Origin of the sequence: Duganella lactea, assembly GCF_009857505.1 — a bacterium.
In the GTDB taxonomy this organism is placed as follows: domain Bacteria; phylum Pseudomonadota; class Gammaproteobacteria; order Burkholderiales; family Burkholderiaceae_D; genus Rugamonas; species Rugamonas lactea.
This window is the reverse complement of record NZ_WWCP01000001.1, coordinates 177,238-196,361: the sequence shown is the minus strand read 5'-3', so window position 1 is coordinate 196,361 and position 19,124 is coordinate 177,238. Positions and strand designations below refer to the sequence as shown.

The window sequence follows — 19,124 nt, the reverse complement described above, 5'->3', positions numbered from 1 at the left end:
GATGTTCACGGTGTCAAATTCGCCGCAAACCGGTGTCAAATTCGCCGCCGCGCTACACAAATGCGGCGCCGCGCTACCAAGGACTTCTTGCGCTGGAAACAAAAACGCCGATCTGCATGGATCGGCGTTTCGTGAAGTATGTCTTGATGGCCCGGGGCGGAATCGAACCACCGATACAAGGATTTTCAATCCTCAGCTCTGAGAATATCCGCTTTCATCGCTCTATGTCTCAAACTTTATTGTCGCGCCCCAGACTCTAATGTCATGTCTCAGACATTATTGGCAGAGAACACTAGTTAACTGCAATAACAGCTTACTTATTCCACCGTCACCGACTTGGCCAGGTTACGTGGCTTATCGACATCGGTGCCGCGCGCCAGGGCCGAGTGGTAGGCCAGCAGTTGCAGCGAGACCACGTGCAGGATCGGGGACAGCAGGCCGTAGTGTTCCGGCAGACGAATCACGTGTACGCCTTCGCCCGAGGTGATGCGCGAGTCAACGTCGGCGAAAACGTACAGCTGGCCGCCGCGGGCGCGCACTTCCTGCATGTTCGATTTCAGCTTTTCGATCAGCGCGTCGTTCGGCGCGATCGTGACCACCGGCATTTCTTCGGTCACCAGCGCCAGCGGGCCGTGCTTCAGCTCGCCCGCAGGATAGGCTTCGGCGTGGATGTAGGAAATCTCCTTGAGCTTCAGCGCACCTTCGAGCGCGATCGGGTAGTGCATGCCGCGGCCGAGGAACAGGGCGTTTTCCTTGCGCGCGAAATCGTCGGCCCAGGCGATGATCTGCGGCTCCAGCGCCAGCACGGCGGCGATCGCGACCGGCAGGTGGCGCATGGCTTTCAGGTGCTCGGCTTCTTGTTCGTCGCTCAGATGGCCGTTGACTTGCGCCAGCGACAGCGTCAGCAGGAACAGCGCGGCCAGCTGGGTGGTGAAGGCCTTGGTCGAGGCCACGCCCACTTCCACGCCGGCGCGGGTGATGTAGGCCAGTTTGCATTCACGCACCATGGCGCTGGTGGCGACGTTGCAGATGGTCAGCGTGTGTTCCATGCCCAGCGAGCGCGCGTGCTTCAGCGCGGCCAGCGTGTCGGCCGTCTCGCCGCTTTGCGAGATGGTGACCACCAGCGTGTTCGGGTGCGGCACGCTGTCGCGGTAGCGGTATTCGGAGGCGATTTCGACATTGACCGGCACCTTGGCCACCGATTCGATCCAGTACTTGGCGGTCAGGCCCGAGTAGTAGCTGGTGCCGCAGGCCAGGATCAGCACGCGGTCGATCTGCTTGAAGACGTGGTAGGCGCCGTCGCCGAACAGCTCGGGCATGATGCCGGTGACGCCTTCGAGCGTGTCGCCGATGACGCGCGGCTGCTCGAAGATTTCCTTCTGCATGTAGTGACGGTAGGGTCCCAGCTCGGCCGCGCCGGTGTGCGCGTGCACGGTTTTGACCTCGCGCTCTACCGGCTTGCCGTTGCTGTCGACGATCCATACGCGGCCCAGTTGCAGGTCGACCACGTCGCCTTCTTCCAGGTAAATGATCTGGTCGGTGGTGCCGGCCAGCGCCATGGCGTCGGAGGCGACGAAGTTTTCGCCGTTGCCCTGGCCGACGATCAGCGGCGAACCCTGGCGCGCGGCCACCACGCGGTGCGGTTCTTCGCGGCAGAACACGGCGATCGCGTAGGCGCCGGTCAGGCGCTTGACGGCTTGCTGCACGGTGTCGAACAGGTCGCCGTTGTACATGTGATCGATCAGGTGGGCGATGACTTCGGTGTCGGTCTGGCTCTGGAAGACGTAGCCGAGCGCGGTCAGTTCGGCGCGCAGTTCGTCGTGGTTTTCAATGATGCCGTTGTGCACCAGCGCGATGCGCGCCTGTTCGGTGGTCGGCGAGAAGTGCGGGTGGGCGTTGTGCGATGCCGGCGCGCCGTGGGTGGCCCAGCGGGTGTGGGCGATGCCGGTGTAGCCTTGCAGGTGCGCTTCGTTGATTTGCTGTTCCAGATCGGCCACGCGCGAGGTGCTGCGCGAGCGCTGCAGCTGACCGTCCACATGCAGGGCGACGCCGCAGGAATCGTAGCCGCGGTATTCCAGACGCTTCAAGCCTTCGACCAGAATTGGGGTGATGTTACGTTGCGCTACCGCGCCGACGATGCCGCACATAGGAATCCTTGTAAATGATATATGCAGCCATCGTAGAGCAGGCCTGATGAAATAAGCTTTCTTGTTTCTCCCATATTTAGCATAAAATTTCATCATCGTCACTACGTGAAATATTATTTCAAAACACCACAATGGATGAAATAGATCGCCGCATCTTGAATGCGCTGCAAATAGATGCCTCGCAAACCAACGCCGAATTGGCCGCCGCCGTGCATGTATCGCCGCCAACTTGTCTGCGGCGGGTGAAGCAATTGCGTGAAAGCGGCGTGATCGAGCGCCAGGTCGCCATCGTGGCGCCGGAAAAAGTCGGGCCCAGCCTGACGGCGCTGGTGGAAATCTCGCTGGATGTGCAGGCCGCCGAGCGCATGGCCGCGTTTGAAGCGCTGGTGGCGGACGAGGCGGCCGTGCTGCAATGCTACCGCGTGGCGCCGGGGCCGGATTTTGTGCTGGTGGTGCAGGTGGCGGATATGCCGGCGTATCACGCGCTGGCGCACCGCCTGTTTGCGAGCCATGCGAATGTGCGGAATGTGAAGGCTTACTTCTCCACTTTCCGCAGCAAATTCGAAACCCGCATCGCCGTGTGAGCAAAGTTATACAGGCTTATCCAGAAGTTAAAAACAGTTTATGCACTTGCTTATCCCTGTGCTTTGCACAGGGTTAGCCACAGTGTTACCCACAGAGGTCATTGGCATTCGGATGGCGGGATCAACTTTGTTGGATCACAGGCAATTTATCCCATGCTTATCCAAGCGCTATTCCATGGCTTTTCCCCAGCTTTACCCACAGCGATTTTTAGCCAAGAAAAGTTATTCACGCTTTTCCACCACTTATCCAAGACCTTCCCAGATGCTTACGCACAGAGTTATGCACATTTGTTGAAGCGGTGGGCTATTTCAGGGCTCTGATGGCAAGTGGTAGTCGCGGTACACCTCGCTTGCAAATGAATGGCGTGGTTACCCACTTGTTTTCCAGCGACTACTCAGGGCTTACTCACATATTTATCCACAAAAAAACGGCGCCCGCAGGCGCCGTTCAGCAAACAGGAATAATTCCCGCTTATTTTTTGATCTTGGCCGGACGGGTCCAGTTTTCGATGGTGACCTGGCGCGGCCGCGACACCGTCAGCTTGCCGGCCGGTGCGTCCTTGGTCAGCGTGGTGCCGGCACCCAGCGTCGCGCCCTTGCCGACGGTGACCGGCGCCACCAGCTGGCTGTCGCTGCCGATGAAGACATCGTCCTCGATCACGGTGCGGAACTTGTTGGCGCCATCGTAATTGCAGGTGATGGTGCCGGCGCCGATGTTGACGCGCGAACCGATGGTGGCGTCGCCGATGTAGGCCAAGTGGTTGGCCTTGCTGTGCGCGGCGACCTGGCCGTTTTTGATTTCCACAAAGTTACCCACATGGACGTCCTCCGCCAGCACGGTGCCCGGACGCAGTCGCGCATACGGGCCGATCAGCGACGCTTCGCCGACCACGGCTTCCTCGATGTGGCAGAACGGCTTGATCTGCGCGCCGGCCAGAATGCGGGCGTTGACGATCACGTTGTGGGCGGCGATCTGCACGCCGTCGCCGATTTCCACTGTGCCTTCAAACACGCAGCCGACGTCGATGGTGACATCGCGACCGCAGATCAGCTCGCCACGGACGTCGATCCGCGCCGGGTCCATCAGCGTCACGCCTTGTTCCAGCAGCTGGTTGGCGATGTTGCGCTGGTGGATGCGCTCCAGTTCGGCCAACTGCACTTTGCTGTTGACGCCGGCCACTTCCCACTGCGCCGACGGCTGCGCCGACACCACCGGCACGCCATCGGCCACGGCCAGCGCGACGATATCGGTCAGGTAGTACTCGCCCTGGGCGTTTTCGTTCTTGATCGCGCCCAGCCATTGTTTCAGGCGCGGGGTCGGCACGACCAGGATGCCGCTGTTGATTTCCTTGATGGCGCGTTCGGCTTCGTTGGCGTCTTTTTGCTCGACGATGCGCACAATGTGGCCATTCTCACGCACGATTCGGCCCAAACCGGTAGGATCGTCTTGTTCGACCGTCAGAATACCCAGCTTGTCGTTGCCGGCCACGTCAATCAGCGCCTGCAGCGAAGCAACGGTGGTCAGCGGCACGTCGCCGTACAGAATCAGCGTCGGGACGTTGTCGTCCAGCGCCGGCAGCGCCTGCATGACGGCGTGGCCGGTGCCCAGCTGCTTTTCCTGCAGCGCGGTGGCTACCGGCTCCGCCTGCTTGGCGAGCAGGGCCTGCACGGCGGCGGCGCCATGGCCATAGATCACGCATAATCGGCTGGCGGACAGACGACGCGCCGTGTCCAGCACGTGTTGCAGCAGCGGCTTGCCGGCGAGTGGATGGAGAACTTTCGGCAGCGCGGATTGCATGCGCTTGCCCATGCCGGCAGCGAGGATAACGACGTTCATAGAAGTGAGCGAGAAAGTGAGTGGAAATGCAACAGTCTAACATGTCGCCGCGTGGCCGCCGGACCATTTACGGCCTGTTCGTGATGCTGTTGCTGGCCGTGCTGGCCGGCTGCAGTTCGCTCAAACTGGCGTACAACAATGGCGATACGCTGCTGTACTGGTGGCTGGACGGCTACGTCGACCTGAACAGCGAGCAGAAGGGCTGGGTCAAGGACGATATCGACCGCCTGTTCCAGTGGCACCGCAAGTCGCAGCTGCAGGACTACATCCAGCTGCTGCAAACCGCGCAGCGCCAGCTCAGCAGCGGACCAACCCAGGCCGACCTGCAGAACGACTACGACGACATCAAACGGCGCACCGAGGCGCTGCTGCTGCAAGCGACGCCGCAACTGGCCGAGCTGGCGCGTTCGCTGCAACCGGAGCAGATCGCCACGCTGGAGCGCAAGTTCGCCGCCAACAACGCCGAGTTCCGCAAGAAGAATATGCGCGGCGACAAGGAGGCGCAGCAACGCTACCGCTTCAAGAAATCGATGGAGCAGTTCGAGCTGTGGTTCGGCAACTTCACCGCCGAGCAGCAAGCGCAGATTCGCCAGGCGTCCGACGCCCGCCCGCTGAACAATGAGATCTGGCTGGACGAACGCGCGCGCCGCCAGAACAGCATCCTGGCGCTGGTACGCAAGGTGCAGAGCGAGAAGCTGGGTAAGGAGGCGACGCAGGCGCTGATTCAGACGCTGATCAAGGAAGGCTTCCGCCGCCTCGACAATTCCGAGCGCAGCGCCTTCTTCGACGCCGCCGAGGAGGGCAACATCAAGCTGGTGCTGACGGTGATCCAACTCGCCACGCCCACGCAGAAAGCCCACGCGCAGCGCCGCATGCAGGGCTGGATCGACGACTTCCGCAGCCTGGCGGCGCAACAGCGCTAGATGGCGGTATGGTATGATGGCCTGTTGAATCAATGACTTAGAACAGCCTCATGCCAAGAAAGCCGCCCAGCAAGCCAGCCAAACCCGCCAAAGTCCCGGTCCACGGTCCGCAGCACGCCAATCAGGTGCGCATCATCGGCGGCCAATGGAAGCGCACGCCGCTGCCGGTGCTGAGCGCCCTGGGCCTGCGGCCCACGCCGGACCGTGTGCGCGAGACGGTGTTCAACTGGATCAATCATCAGCACGACGGCAACTGGGCCGACGCGCAAGTGCTGGACCTGTTCGCCGGCAGCGGTGCGCTGGGCTTTGAAGCGGCCAGCCGTGGCGCGCAGTCGGTCACCATGATCGACAGCAACGCGCAAGTCACGCGCCAGCTGGACGACATCAAGACCAGGCTGAAGGCGGACAATGTGCAGATCATGCGCGGCGACGCCGTCTCGGTGGCGCAGTCGGCGGCATTGCGCGGCCAGAAATACAGCCTGATCTTCCTCGATCCGCCATACCAGCAGAGCTTGCTCGAAAAAACGCTGCCGCTGTGCGTCACGCTGCTGAAAGAAGGCGGCCTGGTCTACGTCGAGTCCGGGCTGGCGCTGGCCTTCCCCGAGGGCGAGACGCCGGACTGGCTGGCCCACTGGGAAATCATCCGGGCCGACAAGGCCGGGATGGTGTTCTATCATTTATTAAAATACAACGGCTAAGTCAACCGTATTTGCGCCTAAAACCGCGCCAAGTTAATGCAATTTTAAGTAAAACCGCTTTTTCAGGCATAATGCGCGTTCTATATTGGTGCATTTGCAGGGAGCCGCAATGGTAGTAGCTGTTTATCCAGGAACCTTCGATCCACTGACCCGTGGTCACGAGGATCTGGTGCGTCGCGCATCGGGTCTGTTCGACACGCTGGTGGTCGGTGTCGCCGACAGTCAGAACAAGAAACCCTTCTTCTCGCTGGATGAACGCCTGGAAATCGCCAATGAAGTACTCGGTCATTATCCGAATGTGAAGGTGGAGAGTTTCTCCGGCCTGCTGAAGGATTTTGTGCGCACGCACGAGGCGCGCGTCATCGTGCGCGGCCTGCGCGCCGTGTCCGACTTTGAGTACGAGTTCCAGATGGCGGGCATGAACCGCTACCTGCTGCCGGACGTCGAAACCATGTTCCTGACGCCGTCCGACCAGTATCAATTCATCTCCGGCACCATCGTGCGCGAAATCGCCATGCTGGGCGGGGATGTGTCCAAGTTTGTATTCCCATCGGTGGACCGTTGGCTGCAGAAGAAAATCGCCGCCAACAAGACCACCGGCCAGGCAAAGTAAGCGAGCTGAATCATGGCCTTAATGATCACCGACGACTGCATCAATTGCGACGTGTGCGAGCCCGAGTGCCCGAACGACGCGATCTACATGGGCGCGGAAATTTACGAAATCAATCCGGACAAATGCACCGAGTGCGTCGGCCACTTCGACGAGCCGCAGTGCCAGCAGGTGTGCCCGGTGAGCTGCATCCCGTTCAATCCTGAAGTCCGCGAAACCAAGGACCAACTGTTCGCCAAGTTCGAACTGCTGCAGGCCGCCAAAGCCTGACACGCCGTGGCGTCTCCACGATGGTATAGTCCGATCACACCTATACCGGAGACCTTCATGAACCGTAGAACCACTCTGCACGCCCTGGCCGCGGCCGCGCTGTTGGCGGCCATGCCTTCCTTCGCCTTTGCCGCCGTTGACGTGGCCGGCGTCAAATTCGACGAGACGATCACGCTCGCCGGCCAGCAGCTCAAGCTGAACGGCGCCGGCGTGCGCACCAAGCTCATCTTCAAGGTGTATGCGGCCGGTCTCTACCTGACGGACAAGAAAACCGCCGTGCCGGACGTGCTGGCGGCGCCGGGCCCGCGCCGCGTGGCCATCACCATGCTGCGCGAAGTCAGCTCGGAAGACTTCGGCAAGGCCTTCACCGACGGCATCAACGCCAACACCAGCAAGGAAGAACGCAACAAGATGCTGCCGCAGATCATGCAGTTCGGCGAAGTGTTCGCGCAGACGCCGGTGCTGAAGAAGGGCGACCAGCTGTCGCTGGACTGGACGCCCAACGAGGGCACCCAGTGCTATCTGAATGGGAAGAAAATCGGGGAGTTGATGCCGGACGTGGCGTTCTACAACGCCGTCTTGCGCATCTGGCTGGGTGATAAGCCGGCCGACAGCGCGCTCAAACCGGCGCTGCTCGGCGAAAAGTAATGCTGCGTCGCAGTATCAGGACCGCGTCGCCAGCTGGCGGCGCTGCAGGCGCTGTTCGCGCGTCATTTTGGGTTTGACCACCAGCACGGCGGCGCGCACGCAGCCCAGCAGCAGCGGCTTGAACAGCACGATCAAACCACCGCCGACAGCGATCAGCAGCGCCAGCTTGATGGCGGCGATCAGAGAAAAATCTTGTAATGCGGAAATCATGATGGACACAGTTTGGTGGGCGCTTTAGAATCTGCTGTAACTATAGTGCGCCGCAACATAACTCGCCAATTGTGATTCTCGATAACAATTATGCGTTTGGTGAATGGACTGTGCTATCGTTATTTCTCCAACATCTTTCCCTGAGCCGCCATGAGCTTTTTGACGCTGGACCTGAACTTGCTGCGCGTGTTCGACGCCGTGATGACAGAGCAAAATCTGACACGCGCCGCCGGCCATCTGGCCATGACGCAGCCTGCCGTATCCAACGCCATCAAGCGTTTGCGCGAAAGCCTGGGCGACGAACTGCTGATCCGCACCGCCTACGGCGTCAAGCCGACGCCGCGCGCCGAGGCGCTGTGGCCGTCCGTGCGCAGCGCGCTGGCCAGTCTGGAAGCGGCGGTGGCGCCGGAAACCTTCGACGTCTCGGCGGCCCACGCCACCTTCCGCATGGCGATGGCCGACGCCACCGCCGCCATGTGGCTGCCGTCGCTGATGCGCTCGATCGAGAGCGAAGCGCCGGGCATCAATGTGCGCATGGTGCCGCTGACCACGCGTGAACCGCGGCCGATGCTGCTGCGCGGCGATATCGATCTGGCGGTGGGCTTCTTCCCCGGCGTGGCGGCGCAGCTGTCGTATGAGACCGGTTCGCCGATCCGCCACGAGCGCCTGTACTCGGGTAAATACGTGTGTGTGATGCGCCGCGATCACCCGCTGGCCAAGGTCGAGCTGAATCTGGATAACTACTGCGCCGCCAATCACCTGCTGGTGAGCTTCTCCGGCCGCGCGCACGGTCTGGTCGACGAGGCGCTGGCGCAGCTGCAACGCGAGCGCCGCATCCTGCTGACGGTGAACCAGTTCTTCACCGCCGGCCGCGTGGTCGCCAACTCGGACCTGGTGACGGTCCTGCCGCGCCACTTGATCGCGGCGACCGGCATGACCGACGCGCTGGTGCACAAGGAATTGCCGTTCCATCTGCCAGCGGTCCACCTGGACATGCTGTGGCACGAGCGCGATGCGCGCAGCCCGGCGCACAAGTGGCTGCGCAGCCATCTGGAAAAAATGAACACGCAGACGCAGCGCGCGGTGCATACCGCGCCAGCGCCAACGCAGGCGCCGGCGTCGACCCGCTAAGCACTTGCACCGGAACGACCGGGTGTCAGTGGCTGCTTAGTGGCTCGACCTGTAGCCGATGCGGAACCCACCCCAATGTTTGCCATCAACATAAATCGGCGCCGACAGATCATGCATCACCTCGCCGGTATCCCGTTTATACGTCTGTAGCAGGAACGGCTTGGTATTCGCGCCGCAGCGCTTGCCCGTGCGGTCGCTGAAGATACGCTTGGTGCGGTTATTGACGATGTCGACATCGTAGTTGCCGGTCAACGGCTGCGAAAATTTCTTGTTATGTGTGGGGAAATAACCGTTGTTATCCACAGCGCCGGCGTAAGCCAGTTGCGGCATCGCCTGCAGCAAGCCCTCCTGCAGCGGCGGCAGCACGCGGTCGGTAAAATCGTCGAACCGGGTTTTATGCTTGGGCGGATCGGTGTTCGGAATCGGCGTGTACTTGCGATCCCACAGCGCGTCCGCTGAAATTTGCCCGCTGGCCAGGGCGCGCTCGAAAATCTTGCCCACTTCCGCCGCCGCCCGCTGCGCCGCCAGACGGATATCGTCGTGGGAGGTCTCGATCGACGATTCACCCAGCGCGCCGGTGATGATTTCCGCCCGCTCCGCCAATGCCATGGCCGAACTGGCCGCGCGCGGCAATTCCTTCTCGGTGGACAACAGGCTGTCGCGGATGCTGGCGATGGCCTGGGCGATTTCCTCGGTGGTGGCGACGTGCTCGCGCGAGGCCCGCGCGATCTCGCCGATCTGCTGCTCCGACACGCCCGACGACTGCTCGATATTGCCCAGCAATCCATGCACGGTCTCGACGTTGCCGGCCGCCTCGCTGACGCGGACCGCCAGCGCGTTCATGCCGGTGGCCGCCTGTTCGGCCTGCTGGTTAATCTCGCGCACCATGGCGCTGATCTCGTCCGTGGCTTCCTTGGTGCGCAGCGCCAGCTGGCGCACCTCGCTGGCGACCACGGCGAATCCGCGCCCCTGCTCGCCGGCGCGCGCGGCCTCGATGGCGGCATTCAGCGCCAGCAGGTTGGTGCGGGCGGAAATTTCGCTGATGGCCTCGGTAAAGCCGTAGATTTTGCGGGAATTGGTTTGCAGCGCGGTCATGACGGCGGCGGCCGTCTGTGCATCTTCACGGGCGGTGCGGATGCGCTGCAGGCCGTTGTCGGCCTCGGCGCGGCCAGCCACGGTTTCGCCGCGCACCCGGGCGGCGATCTTGGCGGCGCGCTCGGCGTTGGCGGCGATGCGCTCGGTGGTGTCGGCGTTCTGCGCCGCGCTGTGGACGATGCCGCCGGCGGTGTTGACGTCGAGTTCGATTTTCTTTTTGACCGAGTCGACAAAATACGAGGTCTCCGCCGCGCCGATCATGATGGCGTCGATCTCATCGCCGACGGTGTGGGCAAATTGCCGCACGCCGCCCTCGTCGCTACCCTGGCGCGATGCCCACCAGGCGATGCCTGCGCTGGCCAACGCCGCCGGCATGGCAGCCGTGACCGGCCCCGCCCCAGCCAGGTTGACCAGGCAAGCGACGCCGGTACCGGCTGCCGTCGCCCCCATCATCCACAATCCACGTTGCACCAACTTATGCTGCAAAAGCTTCATCTGTCCCCCCGTTTTACAACAGGCGCCTTGGGGCGTCTCACCATTTTATTTCCGAGATGCTATTTTATGGGCAACTTGGTGGTATTCTTGACCTCTTCCATCACAGCGTAGGTGTGGGTTTCACGCACGCCTTTCTGAAGCAGGGTTTTACCCAGGAACTCGCGGTAGGCCGCCATGTCCTTGACGCGGGCTTTGACCAGATAGTCGAAGCCACCGGCAACCATGTGGCATTCCAGCACTTCCGGGATCACCTGCACACTGTGTTTGAAGGCGTCGAACACCTCCGGCGTGGTGCGGTCGAGCACCACCTCGATAAAGACCAGCAGGGAAACGTCGAGCAGTTGCGGGTTCAGCTGCGCGGTGTAACCCATGATATAGCCGGATTCGTGCAGCTTGCGCACACGTTCCAGGCAAGCGGCGGGCGACAGGTTCACTCGCGCGGCCAGCTCCACATTGGAGATACGGCCATCGCTCTGCAATTCCATCAAGATTTTTTTGCTGATCTTGTCTAACATTTCCGGGAACTCCCAAATAAATATTATTTGGTTAAATTGTCTCACTAAAAACAATCTATTGCTAGCCCCCTGCATTACCAGAATTAATCCAGAAGAAACCCTCGTACAATCGAATCATTAGCAGTCCACTGAATTCCTCGCAAATTTCACGCTCGCCAGCCCCGCTGACGGGCGTGTTTTTGTAAGTGGACCGGCTCACCACTATTCTTCTGAGAGTTACCCAATGCAAGCTGTCACCCCTGCCGGTTTTACCCCGTTCGCCGCCCTGCAAGCCGAGATGCTGCGCGACCCGATTCCCCTGCGCGCCGCAGTGACGGCCGCCTATCGCAAGGAGGAAAGCAGCGCCGTTCAGTGGCTGCTGGACCAGCTGCAAAATCACGACGACGTCAGCCTCCAGCAAGCGCAGCAACTGGCCCATCAGCTGGTCAGCCAGGTGCGCGCGCAGCGCACCCGCGCCTCCGGCGTGGACGCGCTGATGCACGAGTTTTCGCTGTCCTCGGACGAGGGCGTGGCGCTGATGTGTTTGGCTGAAGCACTGTTGCGTATTCCCGACAATGCCACCGCCGACCGCCTGATCGCCGACAAAATCAGCAAAGGCGACTGGCGCAAACACCTGGGCGAATCGCCGTCGCTGTTTGTCAATGCCGCCACCTGGGGCCTGCTGATCACCGGCAAGCTGGTGTCGACCTCCAGCGAGGCCGGCCTGGGCTCAGCGCTGAGCAAACTGATTGCCAAAGGCGGCGAGCCGCTGATCCGCAAGGGCGTGGATCTGGCGATGCGCATGCTGGGCAACCAGTTCGTCACCGGCCAGACCATCGACGACGCGATCAAGAACGGCCAGGCCAACGAGGCGCGCGGCTACCGCTATTCCTACGACATGCTGGGCGAGGCGGCGCTGACCGAAGCGGATGCGCGCAACTACTACGCCTCCTACGAAACCGCGATCCACGCGATCGGCAAGGCGTCGAACGGCCGCGGCATCCGCAACGGCCCCGGCATTTCGGTGAAACTGTCGGCGCTGCACCCGCGCTACAGCCGCGCCCAGCGCCGCCGCGTGATGGACGAACTGCTGCCGCGCGTGCGCGCGCTGGCGCTGCTGGCCAAGCACTACAACATCGGCCTGAACATCGACGCCGAAGAGGCCGACCGTCTGGAACTGTCGCTGGACCTGATGGAAGCGCTGGCGCACGACGCCGACCTGGCCGGTTTCGAAGGCATCGGCTTCGTCGTCCAGGCGTATCAGAAGCGCTGCCCGTTCGTCATCGACTACCTGATCGACCTGGCCAAGCGCAGCGGCCGCAAATTCATGGTGCGCCTGGTCAAGGGTGCTTACTGGGACGCCGAAATCAAGCGCGCCCAGGTGGACGGCATGAGCGGCTACCCGGTCTACACCCGCAAGGTCTACACCGATGTGTCCTACCTGGTGTGCGCGCAAAAGCTGCTCGGTGCAAACGGCCTGATTTATCCACAATTCGCCACCCACAACGCCCAGACGCTGTCGACCATCTACACCTGGGCCAAGCGCGACGGCATCACCGACTACGAATTCCAGTGCCTGCACGGCATGGGCGAATCGCTGTACGACCAGGTGGTCGGCCAGGACAATCTGGACAAGCCGTGCCGCATCTACGCGCCGGTCGGCACCCACGAAACGCTGCTGGCCTACCTGGTGCGCCGCCTGCTGGAAAACGGCGCCAACTCGTCCTTCGTCAATCAGATCGTCGATGAGGCCATCCCGATCGAATCGCTGCTGCGCGATCCGGTGGCGGCCGCGCGCGAGCAGGGCGGTCTGCCGCATCCGGGCATCGCTTTGCCGCTGGACATGTTCGGCGCCGCGCGCCGCAACTCGGCCGGCTTCGATCTGGCCAACGAAAACGTGCTGCGCGACATAGCCGAAGCGCTGGCGACGCCGCGCAGCTGGCACGCCGCGCCGCTGCTCGCGGGCGAGCTGAGCGTCGGCCAGCCAGTGCAAAATATCACCAATCCGGCTCAACGCGACGATATCGTCGGTCAACTGGTCGAATCCAGCGCCAGCGATGTAGAACTCGCGCTGACCAGCGCCAGCCACTACGCGATGGATTGGCAGATCACCGAACCGGCGCAGCGCGCCGCCGCGCTGCAAAAAGCGGCCGATCTGTTCGAGGCCAACGCCATGGAACTGATGACGCTGGCGATCCGCGAAGCCGGCAAATCGCTACCGAACGCCATCGCCGAGCTGCGCGAGGCGGTCGACTTCCTGCGCTACTACGCCGCCGAAGTGAGCGGCGCGAGCAACACGCTGGCGCTGGGTCCGGTCACCTGCATCAGCCCGTGGAACTTCCCACTGGCCATCTTCACCGGCCAGGTGGCCGCGTCGCTGGCCGCCGGCAACGTGGTGCTGGCCAAGCCGGCCGAGCAGACGCCGCTGATCGCCCACCGCGCGGTGCAGCTGCTGCACGAGGCCGGCGTTCCGCGCGCCGCGCTGCAATTCCTGCCGGGCCGCGGCGACGTGGTCGGCGCCGCGCTGACGGCGGACAGCCGCGTCAAAGGCGTGATCTTCACCGGCTCGACCGAAGTGGCGCAACTGATCAACCGCACGCTGGCCAAGCGCGCCACGGCCGAGAACGCCGATATTCCGCTGATCGCCGAAACCGGCGGCCAGAACGCCATGATCGTCGACTCGTCGGCGCTGCCGGAGCAGGTGGTGCAGGATGCGATTTCGTCGGCGTTCGACAGCGCCGGCCAGCGCTGCTCGGCGCTGCGCGTGCTGTTCCTGCAGGAAGAAATCGCCGACAAGACCATCAAAATGCTCAAAGGCGCGATGCAGGAGTTGAAAGTCGGCTCGCCGGACCGCCTGGCGACCGACATCGGCCCGGTGATCGACGCCGAAGCACAGCAAAACCTGCTGGCCCACATCAACCAGTTGAAGACGACGGCGGTGGATTACTACTCGCTGGACCTGCCGGCGGACGTGACCGGCGCCGGCACCTTCGTGCCGCCGACCGTGCTGGAAATCCGCTCGCTGGCCGAACTGACGCAGGAAGTGTTCGGCCCGGTGGTGCACGTGATCCGCTACCAGCGCGCCGATCTGCCGAAAGTGGTGGAGCAAATCAACGCCAGCGGCTTTGGCCTGACGCTGGGCGTGCATTCGCGCATCGATGAAACCATCGACTACATCGCCAGCCGCGCGCATGTCGGCAACATTTACGTCAACCGCAACATCGTTGGCGCGGTGGTCGGCGTGCAACCGTTCGGCGGCGAAGGCAAATCCGGCACCGGCCCGAAAGCCGGCGGCCCGCTGTACCTGAAACGCCTGCAACGCGGCGCCATCACGGCGCCGGTGCATGAACGTCAAGCGACGCCGTCGCTGGACGCGCTGATCGGCTGGGCCAAAGCGCATGGCCACGACCGCGCGGCCAATCTGGCGGAGCAATACAGCCGCTCGACCATGCTGGGCAGCCAGACCACGCTACCGGGCCCGACTGGCGAACGCAACACGCTGGCGCTGGTCGCCCGCGGCGCGGTGGCCTGCGTCGCCGGCACGCTGGGTGGCTTGCTGAACCAGATCGCCGCCGTGCTGGCGACGGGCAATGTGGCGCTGGTCACCGGTCCAGGCGTGGGTCTGCTGCCGGCGGATCTGCCGGCGGCGGTGAAGGACCGCATCCACAGCGTTTCCAGCCTGGACGCTTGCGCGTTCCAGATCGCGCTGGTGGAGGATATGCTCGCCAAGAGCCAATACGGCACGCTGGCGGCCCGTAGCGGGGCCCTGGTGGGCCTGATCGGCACGAGTGAGGAGGGCAGCATCCCGCTGTGGCGTTTGCTGGCAGAGCGCGCGCTCTGCGTGAACACGACGGCCGCCGGCGGCAACGCCAGCCTGATGACGCTGGAAACCGCCTAAACAAGCCTGAAGCCCCGGTCATTCCGCCATGGAATGACCGGACAAGTCAAATTATGGCTTACAGAAGTTTCGTATCACATCAAACGCATAGCGCGACGCCACGGTTTTGATGAAATGCATGAAGTCAACGGCGGCATCGTCGTTGGCATTGTCCGAGATCGTTCTGATCACGGCAAACGGAATGCCCAGCTCAAAACACACCTGAGCAACCGCGGCCCCTTCCATTTCCACCGCCAATACCGCCGGCAAAGCCGCTTTCACCGCCTGAATTTGCGTCAGTTTGCCGATAAATTGATCGCCGCTGGCGATCAAACCGCGATGCACACGCGTGAACGGCGCAGCAGCGTCTGCCAATTTTTCAGTCAACGCCACGTCGGTGGCAAAGCTGGACAGCCCGGTCAGCGGAATCTCAAACTTTGGAAACAGCGGGCTGGCGTCAAAATCGTGCTGAACCAGCGATTCCGCGACCACGATGTCCCCGACATGGACATTTTTATCCCCGCTACCGGCGACGCCGGTGAAGATGATGTGGGTAACTCCGAACTTCTCCACAAGGATTGCGGCCGTCATGGCTGCGGCAACCTTGCCAATCCGCGATAAAACGCACACAGCGTCGATTTCCCAGAGTTTCCCGGTGGTGTACTCCCTCATGCCGTGAACGTGCTTGGCGGGGCTCTGAAGGGCTTCCAGCAGCCCATGCTGTTCTTCGGCCAACGCGCTGATGATGCCTAAACGCATATTTTTCCTTCAATTTTTGAATGTTGCCTGTGGAGTTCGCGCGCCTTTTCCACAACGCGTAGCGAAAAAAACTGAATTTTAAGGCGTTTTTTACCGGCTAGCGGGCTTTCAAACGGCGAGCAGCCGCGTAATCGCGTCTGCGGAGGCACAGCATTCGCGGTTTTAGTTGTTTACAAAAGGTTTATATAAAGATGGTAGTAGTAGTAAACGTATAAGTTGCTGTGGATAACCCGTGTATACGTTTACAAATCATCTGTTTACAGCGTAAACAACCTGCTGCATAAGCGCTGTATCAGTTCAGGAACAAATTTTGGATAAAATATCGGCCTGTGGTTAAAACCGGTGCTTGGTCACATCTCGTCCTGTGGATATCCAATCACTTATTCACAGGCTCAACCTGTTTTTGTAGTTTTTCCTGCAATTCCTCAGCCAAAATGGGCTTGGAAAGCAGATATCCCTGACCAAAATCGCATCCGGCCGCCGTCAAGGCGCTCAGTTGTTGAGGTGTTTCTATGCCTTCGGCGATTACTTTGATGTTCAGCTTGTGCGCCATGGCGATCATGGCCTCACAAATCAGCAATCCATCCGCCGGATTGATCTTGATGTAGTCCACTCTGAAGCGTTTGAGGAAAGTCAGCGCGCAGCCGGTGCCGAAATCGTCCAGACAGATCTGCATGTGCTCATGGCCGAGGCCGATATTGCTGTTGGCCACGTCCAACAGCAGCTTGTCGGTGACTTCGACGACGATGCTCTTGGGCTTGAGTTGCAGTTCGTGCAGAAAATCCAGCCATTGCTGATAGTTGCTGCTGTCATCGCGGAACTGCGAGGCCGATTTGTTCACGCAAATCTGGAAAGCCGGCGAGGCGATCGCCTGCCATTGCCGCGCCTGGCGTGCCGCTTGCTGGAATACCCAGTCGCCGATGCCGATCATCATGCCGCTGCTTTCCGCCACGGTGATGAAGTCGGCCGGACTCAGCAATCCGCGCAGCGGATGCTGCCAACGCACCAGCGCTTCCGCTTTGACGATGGCGCCGCTGGTCAGGTCGATAATCGGCTGGTACATGAGGCGCAACTGGTTATGGCTGACCGCCTGCCGCAAATCGTTGACCAGGTTGATTCGCGCGTGCGTGCTTTCCTGCATGAATGGGGCGAAATAATTGAAGCGGTTGCGCCCCTGCTGCTTGGCCGTGTACATGGCCTGGTCGGCGTTCTTGATTAACGTTTCGGCATCGGCGCCATCTTCCGGGTAGAGCGTGATGCCGATGCTGCCCGAAATATGGGCAATATTGTCGCCCAGCTGGAACGGCCTACTCATTTGCTGGAGAATTTCCTGCGCCGTGCGCATCACATCGCCCGGGTTGCGCAGCTCGCCGATGATGACGGTGAACTCGTCGCCGCCCAGCCTGGCCACGGTGTCGGTGCTGCGCACACAACTGAGCAGCCGGGTTGCCACTTCTTTGAGCAGCAGGTCACCTATGTCATGGCCAAGCGTGTCGTTGATTTCCTTGAAATAGTCCAGATCGACGAAAACCAGCGCCATCGGCAGCTGCGAGCGGTCGGTCTTTTTCATTTCCTTGCGCAGATGTTCGTGGAACATGCGCCGGTTGGGTAGTCCGGTCAGCGTATCGAAGTTGGCCTGGCGCCAGATGATTTCTTCCGAGGCTTTTTTCTGCGTGATGTCGCTCATCAGGGCGACGTAGCGGAACGGTTTGCCGTGCTCGTCGTAGACGGTGTTGATCACCATGGCCACCAGCAGTTCTTCGTCGTCCTTGTTGCGATGCCAGATTTCGCCTTTCCAATGTCCGGTTTCGTTGACACCCTCGACAAGACGGTCAAAAAACTCCTGGTCATTGCGGCTGGAAGCCAGTGTCTGAGCGTGACGGCCGATTAATTCTTTTTCCGCGTAGCCGCTCAGCATGGAAAATGCCGGATTGACGGTCAGAATCAGCCCCTGGGCGTCGGTCACCATCATGCCTTCGCCGCTATTTTGAAACAGCAGCGACGCCTGTTTCATCGATTCTTCGTTGGCGCGCAGTTGCCGTTCCATGTCGTGGCTGGCGCTGTACAGCGCGCGGTAGCGATGTTCGCGTTCTTCCTGTCTGCGGTAAGTGCGCAGGAAAAAGTGACCGGCGCCCAGCATCAGCAATAACAACATCGCCAATCCGGCGCCACCGACCAGGTAATTTTGCTGGAGCAAGCGGGTGGTTTCAGCGTCATTGTTGCCGACCACCACGATCAGCGGCAGGCCATTGATCACGCGGTAGCTGAAAATCCGGCTCAAATTGTCGATGACGCTGACGCTTTTGAAGGAACCGGATGGCGCTTTGCTCACATTGTCGAACAGCGGGGTGGCGCGCATATCCCGCGCGAACGCTTTTTCAAAGTTCGGCACGCGGGCAATCACCTTGCCGCCGGCGTGGATCAACGCAATCGACACATCCGAATCCAGGCGCGAATTTTCAAACACCCGGACGTAGCGGTCAACGTTCAGCGGCGCTGCCACTACGCCGATGAACTCGCCTTTGGCGTTTTCCACCCTGCGGCTCAGGAAAAACAGCTTTTTCTTGCTGACTCGACCAATCGACGGCGCACCGATGAACAGTTTGCCATGGGCGTCATTGTTGACGTGGACCTTGAAGTAGTCGCGATCGGCATATGAGGCGCCGATGACGCTGTTGCCGATTGAAGCCGCGACCGCATTGCCTTTGGGATCGATAAAAGTGATCCAGTAATCGCTGTTGAAACTGGATTCGCGCGAGGAGAGCAGTTCGGTCATCGTTTCCGGTGAACGGCTTTGCTTGGCAGGCATAACTTTGATGGCGTTGGCGAAGCCGATCAGCGACAAATCCACCGACTGAATCGAGTATGTGACGTGGGCTTCCACCGCTTTCACATAGTGCTCGGTTTGCATCTGGATGGAATGTTCGCGTTCCAGATGGGCAGTACGGAATTGGTTCACCACAACAGCAATGGCCAGCACTGCCATCGACAACAGGCCTGTGATCAAACGTCGCCGGAACCGCAGGTATGCAGGCGACCGGGGGTTTTTATGCTGTAGAGGCAAAACATCTCCGGTTGGGGCTGTTTATTTGACAAGTCCAGTATATCGGAGGTTTTATGGTTTACTCTAAAGATGTAGATATAAAAATAGTGATAGTTGTTAACAACCACGGTTTTCTGTGGATAAGTAATCAATCTGGATTAAAATCAGGCGTTTACGGGGCGTATAAGCCGGCGCGTAAACCGTGTATGAGCGAAGAACTGTTTTGGGATAAAAAAAGTCGTCCCGAAAATTCGTTTGTTTACTCACATTTCGCGCCTGTGGATATCCATATGCTTATCCACA

The 19,124-nt window shown here is 60.8% G+C and carries 15 protein-coding genes and 1 tRNA gene; 8 read left to right on the top strand and 8 right to left on the bottom strand.

Translation table 11 applies throughout. The features are described from left to right. Nucleotides 1-147 precede the first annotated feature (147 nt). Both GTP44_RS00955 and glmS read right to left on the bottom strand, forming a co-directional pair. Nucleotides 148-222: transfer RNA gene (locus GTP44_RS00955), tRNA-Phe, on the bottom strand. A 95-nt stretch (nucleotides 223-317) separates the two neighbouring features. Next, a complete protein-coding gene (glmS, locus tag GTP44_RS00950) occupies nucleotides 318-2,147 on the bottom strand; it encodes a glutamine--fructose-6-phosphate transaminase (isomerizing) (protein ID WP_161017937.1) in 1,830 nt (609 codons plus the stop codon). A 131-nt stretch (nucleotides 2,148-2,278) separates the two neighbouring features. Here glmS and GTP44_RS00945 point away from each other — a divergent pair, with 131 nt between their 5' ends. After that, the gene (locus GTP44_RS00945; RefSeq protein ID WP_160988396.1) at nucleotides 2,279-2,731 is read left to right on the top strand and encodes an Lrp/AsnC family transcriptional regulator; all 453 of its coding nucleotides are present in this window, start codon (nucleotides 2,279-2,281) and stop codon (nucleotides 2,729-2,731) included. A gap of 472 nt (nucleotides 2,732-3,203) precedes the next feature. Here the strand turns inward: GTP44_RS00945 and glmU are convergent, their stop codons facing one another. After that, the gene (glmU, locus tag GTP44_RS00940) at nucleotides 3,204-4,568 is read right to left on the bottom strand and encodes a bifunctional UDP-N-acetylglucosamine diphosphorylase/glucosamine-1-phosphate N-acetyltransferase GlmU (protein WP_160988397.1); all 1,365 of its coding nucleotides are present in this window, start codon (nucleotides 4,566-4,568) and stop codon (nucleotides 3,204-3,206) included. 26 nt (nucleotides 4,569-4,594) lie between these two features. Between glmU and GTP44_RS00935 the strand changes: the two genes are divergently transcribed. The 5 genes from GTP44_RS00935 to GTP44_RS00915 all read left to right on the top strand — a co-directional run bounded on the left by GTP44_RS00935 (nucleotide 4,595) and on the right by GTP44_RS00915 (nucleotide 7,717). After that, nucleotides 4,595-5,491: a DUF6279 family lipoprotein gene (locus GTP44_RS00935; RefSeq protein WP_229256725.1), complete on the top strand. Its 897-nt coding sequence runs from the start codon at nucleotides 4,595-4,597 to the stop codon at nucleotides 5,489-5,491. Between the two features lie 50 nt (nucleotides 5,492-5,541). Continuing rightward, entirely contained in the window at nucleotides 5,542-6,189 is a 648-nt protein-coding gene (gene rsmD, locus GTP44_RS00930) for a 16S rRNA (guanine(966)-N(2))-methyltransferase RsmD (RefSeq protein ID WP_161017936.1), read from the top strand. Between the two features lie 109 nt (nucleotides 6,190-6,298). Beyond that, complete coding sequence (coaD, locus tag GTP44_RS00925; protein WP_160988399.1) at nucleotides 6,299-6,802, top strand: pantetheine-phosphate adenylyltransferase; 504 nt, start codon at nucleotides 6,299-6,301, stop codon at nucleotides 6,800-6,802. A gap of 12 nt (nucleotides 6,803-6,814) precedes the next feature. Next, entirely contained in the window at nucleotides 6,815-7,069 is a 255-nt protein-coding gene (locus tag GTP44_RS00920; protein ID WP_154358018.1) for a YfhL family 4Fe-4S dicluster ferredoxin, read from the top strand. Nucleotides 7,070-7,126: 57 nt separating this feature from the next. After that, complete coding sequence (locus GTP44_RS00915) at nucleotides 7,127-7,717, top strand: chalcone isomerase family protein (protein WP_161017935.1); 591 nt, start codon at nucleotides 7,127-7,129, stop codon at nucleotides 7,715-7,717. Between the two features lie 15 nt (nucleotides 7,718-7,732). On the opposite strand, the gene GTP44_RS00910 is transcribed toward GTP44_RS00915, so the two are convergent. After that, complete coding sequence (locus GTP44_RS00910; RefSeq protein WP_160988401.1) at nucleotides 7,733-7,927, bottom strand: hypothetical protein; 195 nt, start codon at nucleotides 7,925-7,927, stop codon at nucleotides 7,733-7,735. 150 nt (nucleotides 7,928-8,077) lie between these two features. Between GTP44_RS00910 and GTP44_RS00905 the strand changes: the two genes are divergently transcribed. After that, nucleotides 8,078-9,058: a LysR family transcriptional regulator gene (locus GTP44_RS00905; RefSeq protein ID WP_160988402.1), complete on the top strand. Its 981-nt coding sequence runs from the start codon at nucleotides 8,078-8,080 to the stop codon at nucleotides 9,056-9,058. A 36-nt stretch (nucleotides 9,059-9,094) separates the two neighbouring features. Here the strand turns inward: GTP44_RS00905 and GTP44_RS00900 are convergent, their stop codons facing one another. Next, the gene (locus tag GTP44_RS00900) at nucleotides 9,095-10,648 is read right to left on the bottom strand and encodes a methyl-accepting chemotaxis protein (RefSeq protein WP_161017934.1); all 1,554 of its coding nucleotides are present in this window, start codon (nucleotides 10,646-10,648) and stop codon (nucleotides 9,095-9,097) included. Nucleotides 10,649-10,707: 59 nt separating this feature from the next. Next, complete coding sequence (locus tag GTP44_RS00895; RefSeq protein ID WP_008443393.1) at nucleotides 10,708-11,163, bottom strand: Lrp/AsnC ligand binding domain-containing protein; 456 nt, start codon at nucleotides 11,161-11,163, stop codon at nucleotides 10,708-10,710. Between the two features lie 223 nt (nucleotides 11,164-11,386). Between GTP44_RS00895 and putA the strand changes: the two genes are divergently transcribed. Next, nucleotides 11,387-15,040, top strand: a complete 3,654-nt coding sequence (putA, locus tag GTP44_RS00890; RefSeq protein WP_161017933.1) for a trifunctional transcriptional regulator/proline dehydrogenase/L-glutamate gamma-semialdehyde dehydrogenase — start codon at nucleotides 11,387-11,389, stop codon at nucleotides 15,038-15,040. Between the two features lie 51 nt (nucleotides 15,041-15,091). On the opposite strand, the gene GTP44_RS00885 is transcribed toward putA, so the two are convergent. Both GTP44_RS00885 and GTP44_RS00880 read right to left on the bottom strand, forming a co-directional pair. Next, nucleotides 15,092-15,778, bottom strand: coding sequence for a 5'-methylthioadenosine/adenosylhomocysteine nucleosidase (locus GTP44_RS00885; protein ID WP_160988405.1), 687 nt, complete (start codon nucleotides 15,776-15,778; stop codon nucleotides 15,092-15,094). A 376-nt stretch (nucleotides 15,779-16,154) separates the two neighbouring features. Next, on the bottom strand, nucleotides 16,155-18,785 hold the full coding sequence (locus GTP44_RS00880; RefSeq protein WP_229256724.1) for a bifunctional diguanylate cyclase/phosphodiesterase: 2,631 nt from the start codon (nucleotides 18,783-18,785) through the stop codon (nucleotides 16,155-16,157). Between the last annotated feature and the right edge of the window lie 339 nt (nucleotides 18,786-19,124).

Bases quoted from the DNA above. Each gene is read 5' to 3' on its own strand.
- glmS (WP_161017937.1), bottom strand. From the start codon at position 2,147: ATGTGCGGCATCGTCGGCGCGGTAGCGCAACGTAACATCACCCCAATT.
- GTP44_RS00945 (WP_160988396.1), top strand. From the start codon at position 2,279: ATGGATGAAATAGATCGCCGCATCTTGAATGCGCTGCAAATAGATGCC.
- glmU (WP_160988397.1), bottom strand. From the start codon at position 4,568: ATGAACGTCGTTATCCTCGCTGCCGGCATGGGCAAGCGCATGCAATCC.
- GTP44_RS00935 (WP_229256725.1), top strand. From the start codon at position 4,595: ATGCAACAGTCTAACATGTCGCCGCGTGGCCGCCGGACCATTTACGGC.
- rsmD (WP_161017936.1), top strand. From the start codon at position 5,542: ATGCCAAGAAAGCCGCCCAGCAAGCCAGCCAAACCCGCCAAAGTCCCG.
- coaD (WP_160988399.1), top strand. From the start codon at position 6,299: ATGGTAGTAGCTGTTTATCCAGGAACCTTCGATCCACTGACCCGTGGT.
- GTP44_RS00920 (WP_154358018.1), top strand. From the start codon at position 6,815: ATGGCCTTAATGATCACCGACGACTGCATCAATTGCGACGTGTGCGAG.
- GTP44_RS00915 (WP_161017935.1), top strand. From the start codon at position 7,127: ATGAACCGTAGAACCACTCTGCACGCCCTGGCCGCGGCCGCGCTGTTG.
- GTP44_RS00910 (WP_160988401.1), bottom strand. From the start codon at position 7,927: ATGATTTCCGCATTACAAGATTTTTCTCTGATCGCCGCCATCAAGCTG.
- GTP44_RS00905 (WP_160988402.1), top strand. From the start codon at position 8,078: ATGAGCTTTTTGACGCTGGACCTGAACTTGCTGCGCGTGTTCGACGCC.
- GTP44_RS00900 (WP_161017934.1), bottom strand. From the start codon at position 10,648: ATGAAGCTTTTGCAGCATAAGTTGGTGCAACGTGGATTGTGGATGATG.
- GTP44_RS00895 (WP_008443393.1), bottom strand. From the start codon at position 11,163: ATGTTAGACAAGATCAGCAAAAAAATCTTGATGGAATTGCAGAGCGAT.
- putA (WP_161017933.1), top strand. From the start codon at position 11,387: ATGCAAGCTGTCACCCCTGCCGGTTTTACCCCGTTCGCCGCCCTGCAA.
- GTP44_RS00885 (WP_160988405.1), bottom strand. From the start codon at position 15,778: ATGCGTTTAGGCATCATCAGCGCGTTGGCCGAAGAACAGCATGGGCTG.